Genomic DNA, 20,377 nt, shown 5'->3' with positions numbered 1-20,377 from the left:
AACAGAGAGGATTAATCTCTTCTTGGTCTTCTTGGTCTTGACGAATCGCCAAAGCTTTCAGAACGTCTTGGTGCTCTGTCTGAACCTCCTTCGTTTCTTTTAAAACCTCCGTCTCTTCTTGAATTTGATGAATTTCTGTCACTTCTGAAACCTCCTTCTCTTGAAGATGAGTTTCTGTCGCTTCTAAAACCTCCTGAACCTTCGCGTCTTGGAGCGAAATTTCCTTCTCTTCTTGAATCGCCTGAATTACGTCTTCCGCCGCGGTTGTTGTGATCGCGTCTTCCGCCGCCGTCATTTTTAGAAATTTCAACATTAATACGACGTCCTTCTAACTGAACGTTGTTTAAAATATCCATAACTTTATCAGTATGCTCAGGATCTGTATTGAAGAAAGAGAAACCTTCTTTTACATCAACTTTGAAAACGTCATCACGGCCTAAGTCTAATGTTTCTTTTAAGTAGTCTTTTAATGACATCCAGTCAAAGTTGTCTCTTGAACCAATGTTTACAAAATAACGAACTGCTCCGTTGTTGTTGAATTCTCTTGGCTCAGAATCACCTCTTTCGCGTCTTTCACCAGAAGACTGAACTGAAATATCTCTGTTCTTTTTGTAATACGTGATGAAACGGTTAAATTCTACCGAAACCATTTTCTTGATCAACTCTTCTTTAGATAAGTCTTCAAGAACATTGTTGATAGCCGGTAAATAGTTGTCGATTTCGTGATCAACCTCAGTATCTTTAATTTTGTTTGCTAAGTGTAATAACTGAATTTCGCAGATTTCAATTCCGGACGGGATTGTTTTTTCAACAAACTTTTGTTTGATGATTCTTTCGATAGAAGAAATTTTACGTAACTCACTCTTTGTAACTATAACAATAGAAGTTCCTAATTTTCCTGCTCTACCGGTACGTCCAGAACGGTGATTGTACGTTTCGATCTCGTCTGGTAATTGATAGTTAACAACGTGAGTTACGTTATCAACGTCAATACCACGAGCAGCAACGTCAGTAGCAACAAGCATCTGAATTTGTCTGCCTCGGAAAGATTTCATTACACCGTCACGCTGTGCCTGAGATAAATCTCCATGAAGAGCCGCAGCACTGTATCCGTCTTCGATTAATTTTTCGGCAATAGCCTGAGTATCTCTTTTTGTACGACAGAAAACTACAGAGAAAATGTCCGGATTAGCATCGGCTAAACGTTTTAACGCTTCGTAACGATCACGTGCATTTACTAAATAGAATTCGTGAGAAACTGTAGAAGAACCTGAGTTTTTGGCTCCAACAGTAATCTCTAAAGGTTCGCTCATGAATTGTTTTGCAATTCTCGCAACCTCTTGCGGCATTGTTGCAGAGAACAACCATGTGCTTTTTTCGTCTGGTGTATCTGATAAAATAGATACGATATCATCATAAAATCCCATGTTTAACATCTCGTCAGCCTCATCAAGCACACAGTAATCTATGTTTTTAATGTTAACTAAGCCTCTGTTAATCATGTCCTGCATTCTTCCCGGAGTTGCAACGATGATTTGTGCACCTCTTTTTATTTCTCTTGCCTGCTCTGTAATACTAGCTCCTCCGTAAACTGCTACCACATTAATACCTTTTTCGTATTTTGAGTAGTTTTTAAGTTCGTTGGTAATCTGTAAACAAAGTTCGCGTGTTGGCGATAAAACTAATGCTTGTGTATTTCTGTTGTCGGCATCAATTTTTTGAATTAGCGGAAAACCGAAAGCTGCCGTTTTCCCTGTCCCTGTTTGAGCCAACGCAACCATATCTGTGTCTTTTTCCAATAATAGGGGAATCGCCTTTTCCTGTACCTCTGACGGATTTTCAAATCCTAGATCTAAAATCGCCTTCAGTAACGATTCATTCAATCCTAATTGTTCAAATTTGTTCATATGTGAATTTAAAATAGGGTGCAAAATTAATGTTAATTATTTAGATATGCTAATGCTCTATTAATAATTATAGATTTGTTATGATTTGATTATCAAAAAGTTATATTTTATGTAAAATCATTTTTTAAATAAATTTGAGAATTGATGCAGAAAAAACGTCGTCAAATATCAAATTTGTATAGTAAAATGTTGTATTTTGAACAATTATTTTCTTGCGTTCAGATAATCAATAAGTTGCTCAGTGGCTTTTGCGCGATGGCTGATGGTATTTTTGATTTCCGAAGCCAATTCGGCAAAAGTTTCAGAATATGCCTCCGGCTGAAATATCGGGTCGTATCCAAAGCCGTTAGTACCCGATTTTTCTAGGGTAATCTCACCTTTTGCAAGACCTGTAAAAAGATGCTGTTCACCATCTAAATTTAAAGCTATAACAGTTTTAAACTGGGCACTTCGATTTTTTTCATTTTTTAATGCTTCAAGAAGTTTGTCCATATTATCATCGGCATTTTTTTGTTCTCCGGCATATCTTGCCGAATAAACGCCAGGTTCTCCGTTTAAGGCCTTTACTTCTAATCCTGTGTCATCGGCAAAACAATCATAACCATATTTTTCGGTCACATAATTGGCTTTTAAAACAGCATTGCCTTCAATTGTATCAGCTGTTTCCGGAATTTCTTCATGACAGCCGATATCTTCAAGACTTAATAATTGTATAGATCCGTTCAGGATGCTTTGAATTTCTTTGATTTTATTTTTATTGTTTGAAGCGAAAACGAGTTTCATAAGTGTGGTATTTTAAAATGATTTTTTCGATTAAAAAGATAAAAAATATTCCTGTTGTATAAGCCAGTATGTCTGACCATAAAAAGCCCTGACCTAAAACATATCTGCCAAAGAGTGTTTTTCTGAGTTCGATCATCCAGGCACCCTGATAAAGCTGTAAAAACTCTATACAATAACAGGTTCCTAAAGAAAATAGTATTATATGGGATGCTTTTTTGTGCGGAAAGAAAATGCGAAACAACAGAAAAATCATGATAGCATACAATGAATCCCCAATCCATAACGGAACCAATGATGTTTTTCTGGAAAGAATTCCAAGAAAGATAACCGACAGAAATAGAATAGAATATAATACTCTGGATGTATTCAAAATTAGTTTTGATTTTGATGATGTAAATTTACGATGAATCTTTTGATTTTTTTGTTCTTTGTTTTTTTCTCTTTGTTAAAGTTCTAAAACTTTGACAAAAAGAAATACCTATCTGCAAAAAACAACAAGCAGACGAAAACAAAATTCCTTCCCGTAATTTGTGGCTTTATTTTTTATTGGTAATCAGATTGTTCTCTAAATTACACCGATTATTACTATCTTGAAGCACTTTTAGGACTTCAAAATCTAAAATAAAAAATTGTAAAATTATGATAAAGAAAATTATTCAAATCACCGCATCGTTTATTCTGGTTTTAATGCTGATAAGCTGTAAAAACACCAAACAAAAACTTCAGGAATATGTAACAACTTATAAAAGCACAGCAGCAAGTTTTAAAGCTGAAGATGTTACCCTTACTACTGCAAGAGGATATATAAACGACAATAAAATCGAATTGCGGTTTGAAACGGCTTTAGAACAAAATGAAGCAAATAAGGTAAAAGCAAATACGGCTTTTCCGGCACTGTTGAAACAGGTTGCAGATAGAGATCCGATTTTTACAGAACTAGTAAATGAGGGAGTACAATTTCATGTTTATTATCTGGCTGATGATAATACAGTTCTGTTAAAAGAAGTTGTAAATAAAGAAACTTTGCCGGAATTGTTAAAGTAATAACTGAATTTCAGCTTTTTAGGCAGCATTTCTAAGTTTGAGTTTGTTTAAAAAGAGTTTTTTCAAGGAAAAAATTCTGAAATAAATTATTGAAACATAGCTTTTGTTTTGTTAATATTTTAAAGATCTGTTTTTTATTTAACTTACTTGTAGTTAAATAATTACATAATTAACTTTTGTTTTGTGATATTGTTTTTGTGTTAAAAGTTCACTATGTTTGAGTTACAAGTTTAACTATAAAACCAAAAACTATGATCAAAAAAATTACCCAAATCGCATTTGTATTTGCTTTTGCATTACTGCTGGTAAGTTGTAAAAACACCAAGCAGAAAATTCAGGAACATGTAAGTGAATACAATAATTCATCGTCTATTAAAGGATACGGTATTGTAAGTACGGCAGCAAAAGCTTCTTTAAAAGACAACAAAATTGAAATACGAATCGAAACGAATTTAGAAGAAAACGATTCAAACAGAGCTACATACAAAGAATCATTCCCTGATTTATTGAGAGAAATGATTAAAAATGACCAGATTTCTGCTTCCTTAATAGATGAAGGCGTAACGTTTGATGTTTACTTTTTAGCTTATAATAATGCTATTTTGGCACAGCAATTAGTAAATAAAGAAGAACTGGCAGTTTTAGAAAAAGATTCGGAACCAAATAAAGAAACTGCAAAACTTTAATTTAGCAGCTGCTATAAATGAAAAATGCCTCTTTGTGTATTCAAAGAGGCCTTTTTGTTTTAATTTCGTTTGGTAACGTTTGTTAAGTTATCAGGGAAATACAACTCTGATAAATTGGTAAATTCATCACCTCGCATAAAGATATTAATGTCGACATCGGCAAATGATGTTTTTCCGGCTGCTGCCAAAAGTTCGTTTGCTGCATGAAGCGTATTTTTATGAAAATGATAGACACGATCTGATTTATCGGTTACAACCAAACCTTTCATCAGCATTTTATTTTGTGTAGCAACTCCTGTCGGGCATTCGTTATTATGACATCTTAAAGCCTGAATACAGCCTAAAGAGAACATAAAACCACGTGCGCTGTTGCACATATCGGCTCCTAAAGCAATAGCGTGCAAGATAGAATATCCTGAAATAATTTTCCCGCTTCCTATAATGCGTATCTTATCACGAATGTTTAAAGCAGTTAGTGTTTTATTTACAAAAATCAAAGCAGGTTCAAACGGCATTCCCACACCATCAGCAAATTCAAGAGGTGCGGCACCGGTCCCGCCTTCGGCACCGTCAACAGTAATGAAATCCGGATACGTGTCTTCGGCAATCATTTCGTGACAGATCGCTTCAAATTCGGCTGTGTTTCCAATACATAATTTAAAACCAATTGGTTTTCCGTTTGACAGCTCTCGTAATTGTTTTACAAAACGAATTAATCCTTTTGAATCCGAAAAAGCGGTATGACCCGGAGGAGAAAGAATCATGGTGTGAGGTATAACTCCTCTGATTTTGGCAATCTGCTCGGTGTTTTTCGCTGCCGGAAGCACACCTCCGTGACCTGGTTTTGCTCCCTGAGAAAGTTTGATTTCGATCATTTTTACATTTGGCAGATTCGCTTTTTCTGAGAATTTTTCAGGACTAAAATTTCCTTCGGCATCACGACACCCAAAATATCCGGTACCAATCTGCCAGGTTATATCGCCTCCGCCTTCTAAATGAAAATCAGTTAAACCACCTTCGCCTGTATTCTGATAGAAATTTCCTTTTTTAGCACCCAGATTTATAGCACGTACAGCATGTTCGCTCAATGAACCAAAACTCATGGCCGAAACATTAAACAAAGAAGCATTGTATGGCTGCTTACAGTCTTTTCCGCCTACCAGAACACGAGGTAATTCTTCATTTACTTTTGCCGGAAAAATAGAATGTTTGATTCCTTCATAGCTTTCGGTATTCAGGTTTTGCTGTGTTCCAAAAGGAGTGCTTGAATCGATATTTTTGGCTCTTTGATAAACCAGTGAACGCTGGTTTCTGGAGAAAGGTTTTCCGTCAGTCGATCTTTCTATAAAATACTGCTGAATTTCTGGTGCAATCATTTCAAATAAATATCTGAAATAACCCAAAACCGGAAAATTTCTTAAAATAGCATGTTTTTTTTGTGATGCGTTATAAGCCCCCACAATCAGTAAAACAGGAATGATAAACACAAGAAGATAACCTCTTCCGGTGTAGTAATAAATTGCGGCAACAATTAGAAACAATAAAAATCCGTAGATAAAGAATTTTTTTCTCATGTTTTTAAATAATAAAGTAATAAAATTAATTAGTTGAACCTAAGTCGGACATAGACATGTTTAATGCCTTTTTTGTCTGATTCCCTTTCGTCGATTTCAAGAAAATCAGTCAGTGATTTCAGCATTGGCGTAAGTTTAGAGTAACCGTAGTTTCGGGGGTCAAACTCTGGTTTCTTTTTTACGATCAGATTACCTACATCTCCAAGGAAAGCCCAGCCGTCATCATCTTCAATATCTTCGATAGTGGCCTCGATAAGTTCAATAGTTTGTTTGTCAACTTTATGAAGTGCTTTTTCAGCAGGTTTTTCAACCGGTTTTTTAGTATCAGCGATTGCTTTTGGCTTTTTCTTTTGTGTGGCACCGTCCAAAACCTCAATATAAATGAATCGGTCGCAGGCTACAATAAACGAATTTGGCGTTTTCTTTTCTCCAATGCCAATCACTTTCATGCCCGATTCTCTCAAACGAACTGCGAGTCGTGTAAAATCACTGTCGCTGGAAACAATACAAAATCCGTCCAGTTTTCCGGAATAAAGTAAATCCATGGCATCAATAATAAGAGCAGAATCAGAAGAATTTTTTCCAACCGTATAACTATACTGCTGGATAGGAGTAATGGCATGTTCCAGTAAAACGTTTTTCCATCCAGTTGCATTTGGCTTTGTCCAGTCGGCATAAATCCTTTTGGTAGTAGGAGTTCCCAGCTTCGCAATTTCTTCCATCATGCCTTTTACATTGCTGTACGGTACATTATCTGCATCGATAAGAACGGCTAGTTTTAAATCTCGTGAGTTGCTTAAAGCCATTATTTAAGAATTATAAAAATTAAGTACACTCAAAGTTAAAATTAAAATTTGTTTTTATTAGAACTGGAGCAGGAATAAGTGTTTTTATCCACATTAATTATTTTGATTATAAATAAGGAATTTCGTTGAAAAATTAATTAAGGATAAATTTGTCTTTTATAATCAATTTGAATATCTTTGTCCAGAATTAATCCATGAACGAAAGATGTTTTCAAAAGCTTGCGAATACGGAATTAGAGCTTCGATCTTTATTGCAACCAAATCCTCAAAAGGAATCAGGGTTGGAATAAAAGATGTAGCCAAAGAAATTGATTCTCCGGAACCTTTTACGGCCAAGATTATGCAGATTTTGACCAAGAGCGGTATTATTCATTCAGCGAAAGGAGTAGGAGGAGGTTTTGAAGTTTCAAACGAAGCTCTCAAATCCATCAAATTAATTCAGATTGTAGACGCGATCGACGGAGATAAAATTTACAGAGGTTGCGGCATTGGTCTTAGAGAATGTTCTGAAGATCATCCTTGTCCTGTTCATCATGAGTTTAAGAAAATAAGGGGACTACTGCTGGAAATGCTTACCAAAACCACTTTAGAGCAATTGGCTCTGGGTGTAAAATCAGGAGATTTCTTTTTAAAGACACTTAATATTAAAGATTAACATTAAATAAATACCCAAAAAAAATGAATACAAAAACCAAAATTTCGCTATTAATCCTTATGGGATTCTTAACAATAACTTCCTGCGGAAAAAAAGAAGCAGCTCCGGTAGAAGAAACAACAGAAGTAACTGATACAACAGGAGAAGGAGAAGCAGCGCCTGCAGCAGCTGCAACAGCAGAAAATGTACTGGTTATTGAAGGAAATGACCAAATGCAGTTTAGCACAAACGAATTAAAAGCCGTTGCCGGAAAACCTATCACGCTTACTTTGAAACATGTTGGTAAAATTCCAAAAGAAGCTATGGGACACAATTTGGTAGTTTTACAGGAAGGAACAGATCAGGCAGCTTTTGCTTTAAAAGCTAATGATGCTAAAGCAGCAGATTATATTCCGGAATCTGAAAAAGCTTCAATTATCGCTCACACTAAATTATTAGGAGGCGGAGAAGAAGATACAATCGAATTTACAATTGATAAAAAAGGATCTTATCCATTTATTTGCTCTTTCCCTGGCCACGTGGCTATGATGAAAGGTGTATTGATTGTTGAGTAAATAACCAAAACTCCAAATCCCTTCATATTGATTTGGAGTTTTTTTAAAACCTAATAAAAGATAATATTATCTTTTATTGATAATCCCCCAAGAGAAATGAAAAGAGAAAAAAAATTATGGATAATTTTTGCACTTGTAATGAGTATATCATTTGCAGTGCTGGGTTATTACGGATACGAAATATATCAGCAGGCACCGCCTGTTCCAAAAGAAATTATAACAGATTCCGGTAAAGTTGTTTTTACCGAAGCCGAAATTAAAGACGGACAAAATATCTGGCAGAGTATAGGAGGTCAGGAAGTAGGATCTATCTGGGGTCACGGAGCCTATGTAGCGCCGGACTGGACTGCAGACTGGCTGCACAGAGAAGCCGTTTTTATACTGGACAAATTTGCTCAGGAAGATTTTAATAAAAAGTTTGACGAACTGGACGAAGAAAAACAATCGGCTTTAAAAATTCGTCTGCAAAAAGATGTAAGAGTGAATCGCTACGACGCGGCGTCAGGCGTTCTTAAAATATCTGAAAACCGTCTGGCAGCTATTCAATATCTAAGCGAATATTACAAAGGTCTTTTTACAAATGATCCTAAATTTGATAAATTGAGAGAGGAATATGCAATTCCAAAAAACTCAATAAAAGATACAGCTCACATGCAGAAGATGAATGCATTTTTCTTCTGGGCAACCTGGGCAACAGTTACGAATCGTCCTGATGGAGACATTTCATACACGCATAACTGGCCTGCAGATGATTTAGTTGGAAACACAGCCACGACAGAACTTTTAGCATGGTCGGGAGTAAGTATTATATTATTGATTTTGAGTGTCGGGATTTTAGTTTTCTATCATGCAAAATCAGGTGAAGAGGAAGAATTCCCGCTTCCAAAAGAAGATCCGCTTATCAAGCAGGGAAAAACCAAATCGATGGGATTGGTTGTTAAATATTTCTGGATTGTAAGCTTACTTATGGTTTTACAAATGGTTTTCGGAATCATTACAGCGCATTACGGAGTGGAAGGAAATGGTTTGTACGGAATTCCAATTGATCAGATTTTGCCTTATTCAGTAACCCGTACATGGCATACACAATTGGCTATTTTCTGGATCGCAACGGCCTGGCTGGCAACCGGATTGTATATTGCTCCGGCAGTTTCTGGTAAAGACCCTAAATTCCAGTGTTTTGGTATCAACTTCCTGTTCATTGCTTTATTGATTATTGTTTTAGGATCAATGGCCGGACAATGGTTTGGTGTAATGCAAAAATTAAATCTGGTGCAAAATTTCTGGTTTGGACATCAGGGATATGAATATGTTGATTTAGGTCGTTTCTGGCAGATTTTCCTTTTAGTAGGACTGTTTTTATGGCTGGCTTTAATGATTCGCCCTTTACTTCCTGTTTTAAAGAAAAAAACAGAAGAGAAAAACCTGATCATTTTGTTCTTAGTTTCTTGTTCAGCAATTGCGATGTTCTACGGAGCAGGATTAATGTGGGGAAGACAAACCAATCTTGCTATTGCAGAATACTGGAGATGGTGGGTAGTGCACCTTTGGGTAGAAGGATTCTTCGAAGTATTTGCTACAGTAGTAATTGCATTTTTATTTGTTCGATTGGGATTATTGAAAACCAAAACAGCAACCTTAAATGTATTGTTTGCAACTATTATTTTCATGGCGGGAGGTATTTTAGGAACATTCCATCATCTGTATTTCTCAGGAACACCAACTGCGATTATGGCGTTAGGAGCTACTTTCAGTGCCTTAGAAGTGGTACCATTGACATTAATTGGGTTTGAAGCGTATCAAAACTATAAAATCTCAAAATCAACACAGTGGATTGCGGATTATAAATGGCCGATTTATTTTATGATTTCTGTAGCGTTCTGGAATTTCCTTGGAGCAGGAATCTTCGGATTCATCATCAATCCGCCAATTGCGCTTTATTATGTGCAGGGATTAAATACAACACCTTTACACGGACATACTGCTTTATTTGGAGTATACGGAATGTTAGGAATTGGCTTGGTGTTATTTGTATTAAGAAGTTTATACAGAAATGTAAACTGGAATACCAAACTGCTTAAAATTACTTTCTGGTCATTAAATATTGGTTTGTTCCTGATGGCGATTCTTAGTTTACTTCCAATTGGAGTATGGCAGGCAATCGAAAGTATCGAACACGGAATGTGGTATGCACGTTCATCAGAATTAATGCAGCAGCCGGCTATGATTACCTTAAAATGGCTTCGTGCAATTGGGGATTCTATTTTCGGAATCGGGTTTATTACAATGGCGTGGTTCGTATTTGAATTGACTTTAAAAAACAAAAAATAAAAAAACAAAATTTTAAAATTTAGTATCATGGAAAATTTAAAAAACAAAACAATAGGATCGTTTGTAGCAGAAGATTTTAGAACAGCTGCAGTATTCTCTAAATATAGAATTGATTTTTGCTGCAAAGGAAACAGAACTGTAACCGAAGTGTGCGAAAAACAAAATATTGATGCCGATACATTATTGCAAAGTGTATATGATGTTTTACAATCAGAAAACAACGGAAACATCGATTTTAATTCATGGCCTTTGGATTTACTGGCAGATTATATCGAGAAAACACATCACCGTTATGTAGAAGAAAAATCACAGGTTCTGCTTGCCTTTTTAGACAAACTTTGCAAAGTTCACGGTGGTAATCATCCGGAATTATTTAAAATTAATGAATTGTTTATTGGTTGTGCAGGCGAGTTATCACAGCACATGAAAAAAGAAGAATTGGTTTTATTTCCTTTCGTTAAAAGAATGGTGAAAACTAAAGAATCAAACGGTGTTTTGTCAATGCCATCTTTCGGAACTGTGTCAAATCCAATTGCTATGATGATGCACGAACACGATAATGAAGGAGAGCGTTTTAGAGAAATTGCTGAGTTAACAGATAATTATACACCTCCTGCAGACGGCTGTACAACTTATAGAGTGGCTTTTGCAATGCTTAAAGAATTTGAAGAAGACTTGCACAAACACATTCACCTGGAGAATAATATCTTGTTTCCGAAAGCAGTTCTTCTTGAAAAAGAATTTGTTGAAGTTGAAGAATAAAATTTAGATTTTAATAGTGGAGAAAGCACCGATAAATATCAATAAAACGATACATTATCGGTGTTTTTTATTAGAAGAAATCCACTCAATTTGCTACTTTTAGAAATTGGGTTTAACTCAAAAAATAAATAAACACAGAAACATAGAAAAAAAATATTAGGCTTTAAAACAACAGTTATGTTTGTTCCTGAAAAGTGAACTTCTTTTTAGGTGTGCCAAAACCATGTTTCTATGTATAAAAAAATATTGATTATGAATTCTCAAAAAAGCTGGATACTCTGCTGTTTCTTCAATTTCTTTATTGCCTGTCTTTTCGGGCTTTTAATGCGGTTTGTGTATCTTTTTCCGGTAGATTTTGTAAACTACAGCTTTCTGCTCCACGCACATTCTCATACTGCAATGTTAGGCTGGGTTTATCTGATTATTTATGTTTTAGTGGTACATTTTTTTATTCCGAAAGAGAAAAGTCAAAAACCGGTTTACAATCGTTTGTTCTGGCTTACACAGGTTTCGGTTATCGGGATGATGATTGCTTTTCCCATACAGGGCTATGCCTTGTTTTCAATTGTATTTTCGACGATGCATATACTGCTGAGTTATGTTTTCTGCCGTTTGGTATGGAAAGACAGTCTGAAAGATAAATCTCCTGCACAAAAACTCTTATTTGCTTCGGTTTTATTTATGATTTTGTCAACTTTTGGCGTTTGGTGCCTGGGACCGGCTGTAAGTACATTAGGAAAGCAAAGTGCTTTTTATCAGATTGCTATTCAGTTTTTCCTTCATTTTCAGTTTAACGGATGGTTTATTCTTGCCATTTTGGCTTTGTTTTTAAAACAGTTTCAGGCTGAAATTGATAAAGTTAAATTTAAGAAATTCTATATCGCTGTAATTATTTCGACAATCCTGACCGTTTCTTTTCCTGTAAGATGGTTTGTAGAAAATGATGTTTTGAATTACATCAATGCTTTGGGAGTGGTATGTCAGTTAGGGGCTTTTGTTTATTTTTATAAGATGCTGCAGCCTCAAATAACTGCATTTAAAAGTACTTTAGATCGCACCGCTAAAATAGTATATAGTTTGGCTTTGTGCTCTTTATTCTTAAAAATCGGCATTCAGATGCTCACAATTTTACCTAATCTGGCAGTGGTTTCGCATCAAATCCGAAATTTTGTAATTGGGTTTATCCACTTGTTAACTTTAGGAATTATCACCGGATTTTTGTTTGGAATACTGCTTCAGAATAAAATGCTTTCCGGAAGCTCTTTGCTGGTTAAAACGGGAGTGAAATGTTTTATTCTCGGATATATAGCAACAGAGTTACTGTTATTTTTGCAAGGCTGGCTTTTGTATTACGGCGAAGGAATGATGCCGGGGTATTACCAAAGTATCTTTGTGTTTAGTATTCTGCTGGTTTTAGGATTGGTTTTACTAATGGCGTCACTTCTAAAAATGAAACAAGAGCCGATCCATTCCTAAAAATCTGCTCTTGTTTCCGACTAATCAACCTATTTTAAGTTTTATATTTTTGCTGCTTCTTCGTTTATTGTTGTTATTGTTTTTTCATTATTTACACCTAAACCTTCTTGTTGAAAGATCAGCTCTCCTTCTGGATTAAAAACACTGATAATATTAGAGTGCGAAAAATCTATTGGTGAAATCTGCTTATAATTAACCGCTAAAACAGCTGCAAATTCACGGGTATTTTCTTCTGATGAACGAAGGAAAATCCACGGATCTTTATTCATTTGATTGGCGATGGCAAAAGATTTCAGTTTTTCCGGTGTATCTGTTTTCGGATCTATGCTCACCAGAATAAGTTTTACATTTCCTTTTGTTTTTTTATCCAGTTTCGATTCAATATCGCGCATATCTGCGACTAATCTGGGGCAGGCGGCTTTACAGCTGGTGTAAATCATCACCATGACCAGAACATTTCCTCTAAGACTTTTTAATTCAATATCTTTTCCGTTCTGATTGGTCCATTTCGATGGCAGATTGTAAATAGATAAATCACTAATTTCCTTGCTTTCCTCTGCTTTCGGTTTACTTTCTTGTTTATCTGCTTTTTTACAGCCGGAAAAAGAAATCATAAGAGCCAGTAAAGCGATTGTCATTTTTTTCATCTTGAACTCAGTTTAAATTAAATTTTGGGTTTTGTTGTACTGGCGCATCTAAAACCAAGATTTCGGGTCGAATACTGGGCTTTAAGACTTCCTCTGAAAGCATATCGCATAAAAGCGGCATAATCCATTAAATCTGTTGCATTTACAGAACCGCTGCCGCAAAAAAGGTTTTTATCAGTGCTTTTATCCTTTCTGGATTCTCCGGAAAGAAAAATGCTGTTGAAATCAGATGTCCATTCCCATACTAAACCGTGCATGTCGTATACTCCCCAGTAATTTTTGAAAGTTTTTCCAACCTGATTCTCATACGTTCGTGATTTCTCGTACCAGGATAAAATGTATTCATTGAATTCTTTTTTGGTTCTGGCGTCGATTTTTTTAGTGTCGGCCATCGCTGCATATTCCCATTCATCCATTGTGGCTAAACGTTTTCCTTCGCATTCGCAGTATTTTTTGGCTGCAAACCACGAAACCCCGGTAACAGGAGATTTAGGATCTGCGGTTCCAAAATCAGAATCGTTTTTCCAGTAAGACAAATAGCTTTTATCTGCAAATATTCCTTTTATTTTAGATTTACTATACGAAGGATTTTTTTTAACGAACTCTAAAAATTCACGGTTTGTTACGGGATAAACATCCAGATAGAATGATTTTACCACAACGGGATTTTTAGAAACGGCTCCATAAAGAGGGACATAAGATCCCTCTTTTATGAGAACCATTCCTGCTTCCTGCGCCTTCATTACTGCAGGAAGCATAGAGAAAAAGACAAGAATGAAAATGTATTTTTTCATACCGGTTGTTTTTGCTGTTATCTTAGCGCTTTTACCATTTCAGGGGTAATCTCAGTTTTGTTATTTCCCCAGCTGTTATAAATGTAGGTCAGTACGTTTGCAATTTCATCATCAGAAAGATTTTGAGCAGGCATTATATTGTTGTATTTTTTGCCGTTTACGGTTACTTCTCCTGTTAAACCATGCAGAATTGTATTAATAGCGCGTTTAGAATCGGCATTTAAATAATCTGATTTTGCAAGGGGAGGGAATGTGTTCGGAATTCCTTGTCCTTCAGACTGGTGGCAGGCAAAACAAGTGGTCCCGAAAATTTCTTTACCTATATTGATTTTTTCGGCAAGTGTACGTTTAGGAGTTTCAGTTTTTGCTGCTGATCCGCCCGGCATTTTCTGAATTGTACCTCCTTCAGGCAGATAGATTCCTTCCTGTATCGTTCCTGAATAAATGTTTTTGTTTTCTTTGCCTTCTACTTTCAGCATTCCCAAAGCACCTTTATTAAATGCTCTGAAGATCGAGTGGTCTACCAGAATAAAAGTTCCCGGAGTTTCTACCTTAAAATCTACAATCGCAGCACCGCCGGCAGGAATTAAAGTAGTCTGAACATTTTTATTAATTGTGCTTCCGCCTTCAACATGTACGCTGTCGAATATTTCACCAATAATGTGGAAAGATGAAACCAGGTTTGGTCCGCCGTTTCCAACATATAAACGAACAGTTTCGCCTACTTTTGCAGTTAATTCACCGCCATTAGTTAAAGCACCTACTTTTCCGTTAAATACTACATAATCAGGAGTTTCTTTTACTGCTTTATTCATATCGAAAGGCTGTAAACCTTTTGCTCCGTATTCGCCCTGAGTATAAAAATCACCCTGCATAACATAGTATTCTTTATCAACAGGAGGAAGTCCTCCTTCTGGTTCAACCAAAATCAGTCCGTACATACCATTTGCAATATGCATTCCCACAGGAGCAGTTGCACAGTGATATACATATAATCCGGGATTGATTACTTTAAAACTGAACACTTTTTCATGTCCCGGAGCTACAAGAGAAGAAGTTGCCCCCCCTCCAGGTCCGGTTACGGCATGTAAATCGATATTATGAGGTAATTTATTATCAGGATGGTTTTTCAAGTGAAATTCTACTTCATCACCCACGCGGGTTCTGATGAAACTTCCCGGAACAGAACCTCCAAAAGTCCAGTATGTATATTTAACACCGTCAGTCATAGTTCCTTCCTGTTCCTTGATTTCCATGTTTAATTTTAATTTCATCGCGGTTCTGTTTCCAACCGGTTTAGGTACAAGCGGCGGTGCAGTAAGTTCTGCTTCCATTTCACCTTCTGTCATGATATCGGCATAATTAGCAGGCTCATTCTTTTTGCAGCTTCCTAATAACAGAAGCATGAAAAACGAACATAAAAGAACGTTTATCATAATTAATTTTTTGTTTTTTGGTTTCATAACTTGCTGATTTTGTTTTTTTTGTGTTTTGAATAAAAATAAGAATTTTTCTATTCAAATATAAAAGACATTTTTGTCTTTTATTATGATAAAAGTCATACTTTTTCGAGAATGATCTGTCTAAATTGGACTTTAAGGGTTGTTTTTGTTAGAAATAAAAAGGGATTCGCTATAATGTACTGAATATTTTTCAATAAAAATAAAATGACTCTCTGAATTTTAGAATAATAATGATTATTTTTGCTCGCTGTTTACATTAAAATTATTACTACACTATATTATGGTAAAAGATTTATTCGAAAGAATTCAGGACAACAAAGGGCCTTTAGGAAAATGGGCTTCTCAGGCAGAAGGTTACTATGTTTTCCCAAAGCTGGAAGGTGAGTTAGGTCCGAGAATGCAATTTCATGGAAAAGATATTTTAAACTGGAGTCTGAATGATTATTTAGGTCTGGCAAATCATCCGGAAGTTCGTAAAGCAGATACAGAAGCGGCAATTCAGTTTGGTGCAGCGTATCCTATGGGAGCTCGTATGATGTCAGGACACACTACTTATCATGAGCAGTTAGAAAATGAACTGGCTGCTTTTGTAATGAAAGAATCTGCTTATTTATTGAATTTTGGTTATCAGGGAATGGTATCTATTATTGATGCCCTTGTTACTAAAAACGACATTATTGTTTATGATGTTGACTCTCATGCTTGTATCATTGATGGTGTTCGTTTGCACATGGGTAAACGTTTCACATACAAACACAATGATCTTGAAAGTATGGAGAAAAACCTGCAGCGTGCTACTAAAATGGCCGAGGAAACAGGCGGTGGTATTTTGTTTATTACCGAAGGTGTTTTTGGAATGCGCGGACAACAGGGTAAACTGAAAGAAATTGTAGCGATGAAGCAAAAATACAATTTCCGTTTATTAGTAGATGATGCACACGGTTTTGGTACACTTGGAAAAACAGGTGCAGGAGCAGGTGAAGAGCAGGGAGTTCAGGCAGATATTGATGTTTACTTCTCAACTTTTGCAAAATCGATGGCTAATATCGGAGCTTTCGTAGCAGCTGATAAAACAGTTATTGATTACTTAAAATACAATTTACGTTCACAGATGTTTGCAAAAGCACTACCTATGATCCAGACAATTGGTTCATTAAAACGTTTAGAATTATTGCGTAATTCTTCTGCAATAAAAGACAAACTTTGGGAGAATGTAAATGCATTGCAAAACGGTCTTAAAGAAAAAGGATTCAACATTGGAGATACAAATACTTGTATTACTCCGGTTTATTTAGAAGGAAGTATTCCGGAAGCAATGGTAATGGTAAATGACTTAAGAGAAAACTACGGTATTTTCCTTTCTATTGTAGTATATCCGGTTATTCCAAAAGGAATCATCTTGTTAAGAATGATCCCTACAGCTTCTCATACGTTAACTGATATCGAAGAAACTTTAACAGCTTTTGAAGCTATCCGTGAGAAATTAACAAACGGAACTTATAAAGAAATTGCAGAACGTACTACAGTTGACGTTTCATAATTTACTATAAAAAAATTGATTTCCTTAAGTGGGAATTATGTAAAAAAATCCATTCCTCATACGAATGGATTTTTTTTATTTGGGGTAACTTTATGCTATAATCAACAAAATAAAAAGAGAATATGAAAAAAATAGCATTATTAACAACCTTAATTTTAACAGTTTTGGTTTCATGTAAAAAAGCAACCACTACTGAACCGGTACAAATAACACCAAGTCCGCCAAAAGAAGCCGAAATCGTAGAACCGGCCGGTGATCAGTGTTATGCATGGAGATCTGACGGAAGCGTAATCGAGATGAGTTTCAATGTAAACTCACATCAGGAAGTAAATGGAAAACTGAGTTATAATCTCGTTGGAAAAGATAAAAATGAAGGAACTTTGATTGGGAATATGAAAGGAGATACTTTAATTGCCGATTATACCTTTAATTCGGAAGGAGTATCCTCTGTAAGAGAAGTTGTTTTTCTTCAAAAAGACGGAACTTTTATTGAAGGATACGGAGATGTAGTAACAGCCAATGATAAAGTAACTTTTAAAGATAAAACCAAATTAAAATTTGATCAAAAAAATACTTTAATAAAAGTAGATTGTAAAGTAGAGTAAATAAAGTGTTTATGAAAGTGAAAAATCCATTCGTTTTGGGGACGAATGGATTTTTTTATATAATTTTTAAACCGTTTAGTTTTTATTTGAATTCCATTTCCAGCATCTGAAAACTAAAAACCGCTCGAATTAACTGAATACTGAAAACTGCGACTAACGACTAAAAAAACTAAAGGTTTTTTAAATAAGTCTTTCTCTGGCAGTGAATAATAGGATCAAAGTTTTTCCATAATAAATGGATCGCATTGTTTTCTAAAAGTTCCGGTGTACGGATACAGTTCTGGATTCCTTTTTGTGAAAAAGTTTTATAATACTCATCAAAAATAATGGCAGTAACTCCTTTGTTCTGATATTCAGGGTGAATCCCGATGAGGTAAAAAACAACATCCTTACTGTGTTTCTTAGCTTTTAATAAATGAAGGAAACCAAACGGAAACAGTTTTCCTTTGATTTTCTGCAAAGCCTCTGTAAAACTTGGCATTACGATACTAAAAGCAACCAGATTATCATCTTTATCCAAAACAAATTTGATGTATTCCGGATTGATAAAACTGATGTATTTCTTCTTAAAATACTCTTTTTGTATATCCGAAATAGCTACAAACGAAGCTAGTTTAGCGTAGCTTTCGTTAAACAAATCAAACATTTTGTCTACATGAGGCATAATGTCTTTTGTTTTGGTAAAATTTAGCGCTTTTAATCCGTAACGTTTCTTTATTAATTCCTGAGCCTTTTGGAAAAACTCCGGTTTTACGTTAGAGAAAGGGAAAATACTTTCGATATATTGTTTTTCAACGGCAAAACCTAACTGTTCCAAATGCGTTACATAATAAGGGTGATTGTACCAGGTAATCATAGTCCCAACCTGATCGTATCCCTCTGTAAGCAGACCAACTTTGTCCAGATTTGAGAATCCCATTGGTCCTTCGGCATGTTCTAAGTTGTGTTTTCTGCCTAATTCGTAGACTTTTTCAAGCAGTGCTTTAGTTACTTCAATATCATCAATAACATCAAACCAGCCAAATCTTACTTTTCTTTTATGCTGATTATTAACCTCAGTCCAGTTTATGATAGCGGTAATACGTCCAACAATTTCGTTATTGCGGTAAGCCAGATAAAAGTAAGCTTCTGCATTATCAAAAACAGGATTTTTCGTTTTATCAAATGACTCTAATTCATCAGCAATAATAGGAGGTACCCAATACGGATTGTCCTTGTAAAGTGAAAAAGGAAATTTGATATACTCGGTTAATTCTTTTTTTGTTTTGGCTTCTTTTATTGTGATCATCCAGATTGGTTATAAAGTCTCTTTTAAGAGGTTAGATAAATTTTTGTTTTTATTCGTATTTCGCTTTACGCTTTCTTTCTTTTTCCTGATAATCTATTTTCTTTTCGTTTTCAGGATTCTTTTTGGCTTTTTCCTGGGCTTTGTTGTTTTCCTGTCTTTGTTTGTACCATCCGTCATAACGCCAAGAAAAACCAACACCTCCATATAAAATAGAAGGAGTATCTTTAAAGTTGGTGCTTATAGAAGCATCTACCTGCATGTTTGGAGTAAGAAGATAAGCGGCTCCGCCTCGAACAATGGCATCGCTGTAAAAATCACTTTTGTATCCCTGATTTTCAACAAAACCGGACCATCTGTCATTAAATCCGTGTGTTAAAGTCAAAATATAACCGTAACTAGGATAATCTGTACCAATATAATCAGCAATAATATTAGTTACAAAAACCCAGGCTCCTCCTCCTAATAAATTTTGCGTCATAATTGAGACTTTAGGAGAAATAGCACCGTCTGGCGAAAAATAATACGGATTATCTGCTCCAACAAAATTGGCTCCTGCGTAAACAGAAACAGCCGGAATTAATTCGCGCCATTGAAAATTACGATTGGCTTTGTAACTGTAAATATTAACTTCTCGTTTATAATTTTTGTAAGGATCATAAATTAAATATTTTGCACCTAGAGTAGTCTGCCTGAAATTGTTTTTTTTGTAGCTGGTATAAGGCGTGTCAAAGTTTTCCATTTGGTACTGCACATCCAACATAAACTCCAGTTTTTCCAGAAAAGCGCCGTATCGAATACTTAAATCGGTTCCAAAACCGCTCGCATCGTAACCTAACAAATTATGCTTTTCCTTGATACCGTAAACACCTATTTCGCCCTGAATGACTGATTTTCCAACGGAATACGCAGACATGCTTTTTCCGGGACGGTTAGAGTTGATTACATCTGTATATTGTGCAAAGAAGAATTGCGGGATTAAAAAAAGCGATGTAAAAAGTAAGTTTTTAATTTTCAACATAATTATTTGGGGATTAAAGAAAATAATAACGCAATTCAAATGTACTATATTTTATTATTTATTTAAGATTGATATTTTAATTTTAAGCAACGGATTTACTAATTTTGAAAAAAAATTATATGATTATGCAAGAAGCATCTTTTACAAATTTGTTTAAAACGATAATGTGGATTATTGCGTTTTATTATATTTTTAAATTTTTAGCCAAAATCTTTTTGCCGGTACTGGTAAAAAAAGCGGTTGAAAAAGCAGGTGAAAATTTTCAGAGACAACAACAATATCAGCAAGATAATTCATGGCAGCGCACTCAAAATAATAATGATGAAATAATCATTAATACTGCCAATGCAAAAAAACCGCGCGAAACCAAAAAGGTAGGCGATTATGTTGATTACGAAGAAATAGATTAAGTTTGCATCCTAAGTAAACAGGATTCATCATTTA

The 20,377-nt window shown here is 35.4% G+C and carries 20 protein-coding genes; 10 read left to right on the top strand and 10 right to left on the bottom strand.

All coding sequences use genetic code 11. From position 1 onward, the window contains the following. Positions 1 to 11: 11 nt before the first annotated feature. The 3 genes from OZP11_RS07160 to OZP11_RS07150 form a co-directional block, all read right to left on the bottom strand. Entirely contained in the window at positions 12 to 1,907 is a 1,896-nt protein-coding gene (locus tag OZP11_RS07160; RefSeq protein WP_281234538.1) for a DEAD/DEAH box helicase, read from the bottom strand. Between the two features lie 204 nt (positions 1,908 to 2,111). Continuing rightward, a complete protein-coding gene (locus tag OZP11_RS07155; protein WP_281234537.1) occupies positions 2,112 to 2,690 on the bottom strand; it encodes a non-canonical purine NTP diphosphatase in 579 nt (192 codons plus the stop codon). Continuing rightward, on the bottom strand, positions 2,662 to 3,060 hold the full coding sequence (locus tag OZP11_RS07150; protein ID WP_281234536.1) for a ribosomal maturation YjgA family protein: 399 nt from the start codon (positions 3,058 to 3,060) through the stop codon (positions 2,662 to 2,664). Before OZP11_RS07150 ends, OZP11_RS07155 begins: the two co-directional genes overlap by 29 nt. 269 nt (positions 3,061 to 3,329) lie before the next feature. On the opposite strand from OZP11_RS07150, the gene OZP11_RS07145 reads away from it, so the two are divergent. Further along, complete coding sequence (locus OZP11_RS07145) at positions 3,330 to 3,734, top strand: hypothetical protein (RefSeq protein ID WP_281234535.1); 405 nt, start codon at positions 3,330 to 3,332, stop codon at positions 3,732 to 3,734. A gap of 251 nt (positions 3,735 to 3,985) precedes the next feature. Then, on the top strand, positions 3,986 to 4,420 hold the full coding sequence (locus OZP11_RS07140; protein WP_281234534.1) for a hypothetical protein: 435 nt from the start codon (positions 3,986 to 3,988) through the stop codon (positions 4,418 to 4,420). Positions 4,421 to 4,479: 59 nt separating this feature from the next. On the opposite strand, the gene OZP11_RS07135 is transcribed toward OZP11_RS07140, so the two are convergent. Both OZP11_RS07135 and OZP11_RS07130 read right to left on the bottom strand, forming a co-directional pair. After that, positions 4,480 to 5,994 carry an FMN-binding glutamate synthase family protein gene (locus tag OZP11_RS07135; protein ID WP_281234533.1) on the bottom strand — a complete coding sequence of 505 codons (1,515 nt, stop codon included), beginning with the start codon at positions 5,992 to 5,994 and terminating at the stop codon, positions 4,480 to 4,482. Between the two features lie 29 nt (positions 5,995 to 6,023). Next, positions 6,024 to 6,800: an NYN domain-containing protein gene (locus tag OZP11_RS07130; RefSeq protein WP_281234532.1), complete on the bottom strand. Its 777-nt coding sequence runs from the start codon at positions 6,798 to 6,800 to the stop codon at positions 6,024 to 6,026. 205 nt (positions 6,801 to 7,005) lie between these two features. Between OZP11_RS07130 and OZP11_RS07125 the strand changes: the two genes are divergently transcribed. The 5 genes from OZP11_RS07125 (at position 7,006) to OZP11_RS07105 (ending at position 12,578) form a co-directional block, all read left to right on the top strand. Continuing rightward, on the top strand, positions 7,006 to 7,455 hold the full coding sequence (locus tag OZP11_RS07125; protein WP_281234531.1) for an RrF2 family transcriptional regulator: 450 nt from the start codon (positions 7,006 to 7,008) through the stop codon (positions 7,453 to 7,455). Between the two features lie 23 nt (positions 7,456 to 7,478). Further along, entirely contained in the window at positions 7,479 to 8,009 is a 531-nt protein-coding gene (azu, locus tag OZP11_RS07120; protein ID WP_281234530.1) for an azurin, read from the top strand. A gap of 96 nt (positions 8,010 to 8,105) precedes the next feature. Then, on the top strand, positions 8,106 to 10,340 hold the full coding sequence (locus OZP11_RS07115; RefSeq protein ID WP_281234529.1) for a nitric-oxide reductase large subunit: 2,235 nt from the start codon (positions 8,106 to 8,108) through the stop codon (positions 10,338 to 10,340). A gap of 27 nt (positions 10,341 to 10,367) precedes the next feature. Continuing rightward, positions 10,368 to 11,102 (top strand): iron-sulfur cluster repair di-iron protein, encoded by a 735-nt coding sequence (gene ric / locus OZP11_RS07110; RefSeq protein WP_281234528.1) that lies wholly within the window; start codon positions 10,368 to 10,370, stop codon positions 11,100 to 11,102. 231 nt (positions 11,103 to 11,333) lie between these two features. Continuing rightward, positions 11,334 to 12,578: a hypothetical protein gene (locus OZP11_RS07105; protein WP_281234527.1), complete on the top strand. Its 1,245-nt coding sequence runs from the start codon at positions 11,334 to 11,336 to the stop codon at positions 12,576 to 12,578. A gap of 41 nt (positions 12,579 to 12,619) precedes the next feature. Here OZP11_RS07105 and OZP11_RS07100 read toward each other — a convergent pair whose 3' ends face one another. From OZP11_RS07100 to nirK, 3 genes are read right to left on the bottom strand one after another with little or no spacing between them, the layout of a single operon-like run. Further along, a complete protein-coding gene (locus OZP11_RS07100; RefSeq protein WP_281234526.1) occupies positions 12,620 to 13,225 on the bottom strand; it encodes an SCO family protein in 606 nt (201 codons plus the stop codon). A 17-nt stretch (positions 13,226 to 13,242) separates the two neighbouring features. Continuing rightward, on the bottom strand, positions 13,243 to 14,019 hold the full coding sequence (locus OZP11_RS07095) for a formylglycine-generating enzyme family protein (RefSeq protein WP_281234525.1): 777 nt from the start codon (positions 14,017 to 14,019) through the stop codon (positions 13,243 to 13,245). 17 nt (positions 14,020 to 14,036) lie between these two features. Continuing rightward, positions 14,037 to 15,482 carry a copper-containing nitrite reductase gene (nirK, locus tag OZP11_RS07090; protein ID WP_281234524.1) on the bottom strand — a complete coding sequence of 482 codons (1,446 nt, stop codon included), beginning with the start codon at positions 15,480 to 15,482 and terminating at the stop codon, positions 14,037 to 14,039. Between the two features lie 280 nt (positions 15,483 to 15,762). On the opposite strand from nirK, the gene capB reads away from it, so the two are divergent. Together capB and OZP11_RS07080 are read left to right on the top strand one after the other, a co-directional pair. After that, positions 15,763 to 17,022: a cysteate-C-fatty acyltransferase gene (gene capB / locus OZP11_RS07085; RefSeq protein ID WP_281234523.1), complete on the top strand. Its 1,260-nt coding sequence runs from the start codon at positions 15,763 to 15,765 to the stop codon at positions 17,020 to 17,022. Positions 17,023 to 17,144: 122 nt separating this feature from the next. Beyond that, positions 17,145 to 17,627, top strand: a complete 483-nt coding sequence (locus OZP11_RS07080) for a hypothetical protein (protein WP_281234522.1) — start codon at positions 17,145 to 17,147, stop codon at positions 17,625 to 17,627. Between the two features lie 169 nt (positions 17,628 to 17,796). On the opposite strand, the gene OZP11_RS07075 is transcribed toward OZP11_RS07080, so the two are convergent. Further along, positions 17,797 to 18,915 carry a GTP cyclohydrolase gene (locus tag OZP11_RS07075; RefSeq protein WP_281234521.1) on the bottom strand — a complete coding sequence of 373 codons (1,119 nt, stop codon included), beginning with the start codon at positions 18,913 to 18,915 and terminating at the stop codon, positions 17,797 to 17,799. Between the two features lie 49 nt (positions 18,916 to 18,964). Further along, the gene (locus OZP11_RS07070; protein WP_281234520.1) at positions 18,965 to 19,933 is read right to left on the bottom strand and encodes a transporter; all 969 of its coding nucleotides are present in this window, start codon (positions 19,931 to 19,933) and stop codon (positions 18,965 to 18,967) included. Positions 19,934 to 20,058: 125 nt separating this feature from the next. Here OZP11_RS07070 and OZP11_RS07065 point away from each other — a divergent pair, with 125 nt between their 5' ends. Next, entirely contained in the window at positions 20,059 to 20,343 is a 285-nt protein-coding gene (locus tag OZP11_RS07065; protein ID WP_281235508.1) for a DUF4834 family protein, read from the top strand. Positions 20,344 to 20,377: the final 34 nt, after the last annotated feature.

The sequence above is a fragment of the Flavobacterium gelatinilyticum genome (genome assembly GCF_027111295.1).
In the GTDB taxonomy this organism is placed as follows: Bacteria; Bacteroidota; Bacteroidia; order Flavobacteriales; family Flavobacteriaceae; genus Flavobacterium; species Flavobacterium gelatinilyticum.
This window is presented reverse-complemented; position numbering and strand designations above follow the sequence as displayed.

Bases quoted from the DNA above. Each gene is read 5' to 3' on its own strand.
- nirK (WP_281234524.1), bottom strand. From the start codon at position 15,482: ATGAAACCAAAAAACAAAAAATTAATTATGATAAACGTTCTTTTATGT.
- OZP11_RS07115 (WP_281234529.1), top strand. From the start codon at position 8,106: ATGAAAAGAGAAAAAAAATTATGGATAATTTTTGCACTTGTAATGAGT.
- azu (WP_281234530.1), top strand. From the start codon at position 7,479: ATGAATACAAAAACCAAAATTTCGCTATTAATCCTTATGGGATTCTTA.
- OZP11_RS07075 (WP_281234521.1), bottom strand. From the start codon at position 18,915: ATGATCACAATAAAAGAAGCCAAAACAAAAAAAGAATTAACCGAGTAT.
- OZP11_RS07130 (WP_281234532.1), bottom strand. From the start codon at position 6,800: ATGGCTTTAAGCAACTCACGAGATTTAAAACTAGCCGTTCTTATCGAT.
- OZP11_RS07145 (WP_281234535.1), top strand. From the start codon at position 3,330: ATGATAAAGAAAATTATTCAAATCACCGCATCGTTTATTCTGGTTTTA.
- OZP11_RS07105 (WP_281234527.1), top strand. From the start codon at position 11,334: ATGTATAAAAAAATATTGATTATGAATTCTCAAAAAAGCTGGATACTC.
- OZP11_RS07135 (WP_281234533.1), bottom strand. From the start codon at position 5,994: ATGAGAAAAAAATTCTTTATCTACGGATTTTTATTGTTTCTAATTGTT.
- OZP11_RS07095 (WP_281234525.1), bottom strand. From the start codon at position 14,019: ATGAAAAAATACATTTTCATTCTTGTCTTTTTCTCTATGCTTCCTGCA.
- OZP11_RS07125 (WP_281234531.1), top strand. From the start codon at position 7,006: ATGTTTTCAAAAGCTTGCGAATACGGAATTAGAGCTTCGATCTTTATT.
- OZP11_RS07140 (WP_281234534.1), top strand. From the start codon at position 3,986: ATGATCAAAAAAATTACCCAAATCGCATTTGTATTTGCTTTTGCATTA.
- OZP11_RS07080 (WP_281234522.1), top strand. From the start codon at position 17,145: ATGAAAAAAATAGCATTATTAACAACCTTAATTTTAACAGTTTTGGTT.
- OZP11_RS07155 (WP_281234537.1), bottom strand. From the start codon at position 2,690: ATGAAACTCGTTTTCGCTTCAAACAATAAAAATAAAATCAAAGAAATT.
- ric (WP_281234528.1), top strand. From the start codon at position 10,368: ATGGAAAATTTAAAAAACAAAACAATAGGATCGTTTGTAGCAGAAGAT.
- OZP11_RS07065 (WP_281235508.1), top strand. From the start codon at position 20,059: ATGCAAGAAGCATCTTTTACAAATTTGTTTAAAACGATAATGTGGATT.
- OZP11_RS07070 (WP_281234520.1), bottom strand. From the start codon at position 19,933: ATGTTGAAAATTAAAAACTTACTTTTTACATCGCTTTTTTTAATCCCG.
- OZP11_RS07100 (WP_281234526.1), bottom strand. From the start codon at position 13,225: ATGAAAAAAATGACAATCGCTTTACTGGCTCTTATGATTTCTTTTTCC.
- OZP11_RS07160 (WP_281234538.1), bottom strand. From the start codon at position 1,907: ATGAACAAATTTGAACAATTAGGATTGAATGAATCGTTACTGAAGGCG.
- capB (WP_281234523.1), top strand. From the start codon at position 15,763: ATGGTAAAAGATTTATTCGAAAGAATTCAGGACAACAAAGGGCCTTTA.